This is a genomic window from Candidatus Protofrankia californiensis (assembly GCF_900634765.1).
Classification (GTDB): Bacteria; Actinomycetota; Actinomycetes; order Frankiales; family Frankiaceae; genus Protofrankia; species Protofrankia californiensis.
Genome location: NZ_CAAAFT010000444.1, coordinates 1 through 3359, shown reverse-complemented (window position 1 = coordinate 3359; position 3359 = coordinate 1). Strand labels below are relative to the sequence as shown.

The 3359-nt window shown below is 67.0% G+C and carries 7 protein-coding genes; all 7 read left to right on the top strand.

Annotation, left to right across the window (positions count from 1 at the left end; genetic code table 11):
* Nucleotides 1–65 precede the first annotated feature (65 nt).
* Entirely contained in the window at nucleotides 66–251 is a 186-nt protein-coding gene (locus tag DD1DGNOD_RS22955; RefSeq protein WP_131768525.1) for a type Z 30S ribosomal protein S14, read from the top strand.
* Between the two features lie 186 nt (nucleotides 252–437).
* Nucleotides 438–845, top strand: coding sequence for a 30S ribosomal protein S8 (rpsH, locus tag DD1DGNOD_RS22950; protein ID WP_131768524.1), 408 nt, complete (start codon nucleotides 438–440; stop codon nucleotides 843–845).
* An 11-nt stretch (nucleotides 846–856) separates the two neighbouring features.
* Complete coding sequence (rplF, locus tag DD1DGNOD_RS22945; RefSeq protein ID WP_131768523.1) at nucleotides 857–1393, top strand: 50S ribosomal protein L6; 537 nt, start codon at nucleotides 857–859, stop codon at nucleotides 1391–1393.
* Between the two features lie 11 nt (nucleotides 1394–1404).
* The gene (gene rplR / locus DD1DGNOD_RS22940; protein WP_131768522.1) at nucleotides 1405–1773 is read left to right on the top strand and encodes a 50S ribosomal protein L18; all 369 of its coding nucleotides are present in this window, start codon (nucleotides 1405–1407) and stop codon (nucleotides 1771–1773) included.
* Nucleotides 1774–1822: 49 nt separating this feature from the next.
* Nucleotides 1823–2431: a 30S ribosomal protein S5 gene (rpsE, locus tag DD1DGNOD_RS22935; protein ID WP_131768521.1), complete on the top strand. Its 609-nt coding sequence runs from the start codon at nucleotides 1823–1825 to the stop codon at nucleotides 2429–2431.
* Nucleotides 2431–2616 carry a 50S ribosomal protein L30 gene (gene rpmD / locus DD1DGNOD_RS22930; protein WP_131768520.1) on the top strand — a complete coding sequence of 62 codons (186 nt, stop codon included), beginning with the start codon at nucleotides 2431–2433 and terminating at the stop codon, nucleotides 2614–2616. The genes rpsE and rpmD overlap by 1 nt, the downstream gene beginning before the upstream one ends.
* On the top strand, nucleotides 2613–3107 hold the full coding sequence (rplO, locus tag DD1DGNOD_RS22925; RefSeq protein WP_131771015.1) for a 50S ribosomal protein L15: 495 nt from the start codon (nucleotides 2613–2615) through the stop codon (nucleotides 3105–3107). Before rpmD ends, rplO begins: the two co-directional genes overlap by 4 nt.
* Nucleotides 3108–3359 lie beyond the last annotated feature (252 nt).

Genomic DNA, 3359 nt, shown 5'->3' with positions numbered 1-3359 from the left:
CTGTTGGCCAAAGGCCGTGCGATGATTTTTTCGCACGGCCGGAGGCCCTGGAAGAAACAGGTCAGATGGCGAAGAAAGCACTGATTGAGAAGGCGATCCGCAAGCCGAAGTATGGTGTGCGGGGTTACACCCGCTGCCAGCGGTGCGGGCGTCCGCGGTCGGTCTACCGGGCGTTCGGCCTCTGTCGGGTCTGCCTGCGGCAGATGGCGCACCGCGGCGAGCTCCCCGGGGTCACCAAGAGCTCGTGGTAGCGGCCGTACCGCTGTCCGTCAGTACGACGCACTGCTAGACGCACTGCTAGACGCACTGCTAGTCGTTGCATGGCGAACTGTACCGACGTCGGCGAAGGCTCCGGCAGCTGACGCACACCACCCACCGTTCGCGGTAGGCCCCGTACCTGTGCTGCGGGGAACCGTCGCGAGGAAGGTTCCAGCCCCATGACGATGACAGATCCGATTGCGGACATGCTGACTCGTGTCCGCAACGCCAACCGGGCATACCACGATCAGGTGGTGATGCCGAACAGCAAGATCAAGACGCATATCGCGGAAATCCTCCAGCAGGAGGGGTACATCGCCGGGTGGCACGTTGAGGAGCCACCGGACGGGGCTGTTGGCGCGTCCCTTGTCGTGGAGCTGAAGTACGGCCCGAACCGGGAGCGGTCCATCGCCGGTGTGAAGCGCATCAGCAAGCCGGGCCTGCGGGTCTACGCGAAGGCGACCAACCTTCCCAAGGTGCTGGGTGGGCTTGGCGTGGCGATCATCTCCACGTCGTCGGGTCTGCTGACCGACAAACAGGCGAACAAGCGCGGGGTAGGCGGGGAAGTCCTCGCCTACGTCTGGTAAGGAGTCGCGCGATGTCACGTATCGGACGTCTACCGATTCCGGTGCCAAGCGGTGTGGACATCTCCGTCGATGGCCCGGAGATCGTGGTCAAGGGCCCCAAGGGCACTCTCAGTCACTCGGTGGCAGAGCCGATCACTGTCAGCGCACAGGACGGCCGGTTGCTCGTCAGCCGTCCGGACGACGAGCGTCGCTCGCGTGCGCTGCACGGTCTGACCCGCACCCTCGTGGCGAACATGGTGACCGGCGTCACCGCCGGATATTCCAAGACGCTTGAGATCGTCGGTGTCGGCTACCGCGTGCAGGCTCGGGGTTCCGACCTGGAGTTCGCTCTCGGTTTCAGCCACCCGGTCGCGGTGAAGGCTCCCGAGGGCATCAGGTTCGAGGTGCAGACGCCGACCCGTTTCGTCATCCACGGGATCGACAAGCAGCAGGTCGGTGAGGTGGCAGCCAAGATCCGGCGGCTCCGCAAGCCCGACCCGTACAAGGGCAAGGGCGTGCGGTACCAGGGCGAGGTCGTCCGCCGCAAGGTCGGCAAGTCCGGGAAGTAGAGGAACGGATCATGGCTGTCAGTGTCAGCGCTCAGCGGCGTACGGCGAAGCTTCGCCGGCACGTGCGGATACGCAAGAAGGTGGCGGGTACTCCCACCCGCCCGCGACTCGTGGTCACCCGCTCGGCCCGTCACATCTACGCCCAGGTCGTGGACGACCTCGCCGGCCACACGCTGGTCTCGGCGTCCACGCTGGACGCCGCGCTGCGTACCGTGGACGGCGACAAGACCGCCCACGCGAAGGCCGTCGGCCAGCTGGTCGCCGAACGCGCCCGCAAGGCCGGGATCACCACGGTGGTCTTCGACCGCGGCGGTCGGACCTACCACGGGCGTATCGCCGCGCTGGCGGACGCCGCCAGGGAAGGCGGGTTGGAGTTCTGATGCCTCGGCCTTCCACGCGCGGACATTCAACGAACAGGGAGATTGACTGATGCCAGGCCAGCAGCGCCGCGGAGGCGGCTCCGGCGGCTCTGACCGTCGGGAACGCCGCGACCGCCAGGGCGGCGGTCCGGCGCAGGACAAGAACGCCTACGTCGAACGGGTTGTCGCCATCAACCGGGTGGCAAAGGTCGTCAAGGGCGGTAGGCGCTTCAGCTTCACCGCTTTGGTCGTGGTCGGGGACGCCGATGGCACCGTCGGCGTCGGCTACGGCAAGGCTAAGGAGGTGCCGGCCGCCATCGCCAAGGGTGTGGAGGAGGCCAAGAAGCACTTCTTCAAGGTGCCGCGGATCGGCTCGACGATCCCGCACCCGATCCAGGGCGAGGCCGCGGCAGGGGTCGTGCTCCTGAAGCCGGCTTCCCCGGGTACCGGTGTCATCGCCGGCGGCCCGGTCCGCGCGGTGCTTGAGTGCGCGGGCGTCCATGACGTCCTGTCGAAGTCGCTCGGCTCGTCGAACCCCATCAACATCGTGCACGCCACTGTTGCGGCGCTACGGGGTCTGATGCGCCCTGAGGAGATCGCAGCCCGGCGGGGTCTGCCCATCGAGGACGTGGCGCCGCCGGCGATGCTGCGTGCCCGCACGGTCGGGGCCGGTCTCTGATGGCCCGTCTCAGGATCACACAGATCCGTTCGGAGATCGGCGGGACCCGTAACCAGCGTGAAACGTTGCGGACCCTCGGCCTGCGCCGGATCAACGCGACGACCGAACGGGACGACCGTCCAGAGGTGCGCGGGATGATCGCGACCGTGACTCATCTGGTCAAGGTCGAGGAGGTGGATGCATGAGCGAGCTGACCAAGGCAACCGAGCCGGAGACCGCCGATGCCCGACGGGGACGTGGCCTCAAGGTCCATCACCTGCGGCCCGCTCCGGGTGCCCACAAGGCCAAGACCCGTGTCGGTCGTGGTGAGGGATCCAAGGGCAAGACCGCCGGTCGCGGCACCAAGGGTTCGAAGGCCCGCAAGCAGGTTCCGGCCCGCTTCGAGGGTGGCCAGATGCCGTTGCACATGCGGGTGCCCAAGCTCAAGGGCTTCAAGAACCGGTTCCGCACCGAATACCAGGTCGTCAACGTCGCGATTCTTGCCGAACTGTTCCCCGACGGTGGCGAGATCGGCGTTGATGATCTTGTTGACGCCGGTGCCGTCCGCCGCAATGCTCTGGTCAAGGTGCTGGGTGACGGGGAGATCGGGATCGCGTTGAGCGTGCGCGCCCACGCCTTTTCCGCAACGGCCAAAGAGAAGATCACTGCTGTCGGCGGCAGCGTCACCGAGATCTAGAACGCGCACCGGACAGCTCACGCCGGAGGGCTGCCGTCCGGCAATCCCGCCTGTTCCGCCCGCTACGGCCGCCGCGCCGCCCGAGTCTGCTGGCTTCGGGCGGCGCACTACCGTTACCCTTACCCCGAACGCCCCGAACGCCGAGGTTGATGCCCTGATGCCGCTGGTTGCCGGAGGTGGACGACAGTTCCGCACCCTTCCGAGACCTGCGGTGACCAGGGAGGCTGGACCTGCCGCAGGCCCATGTCGGGA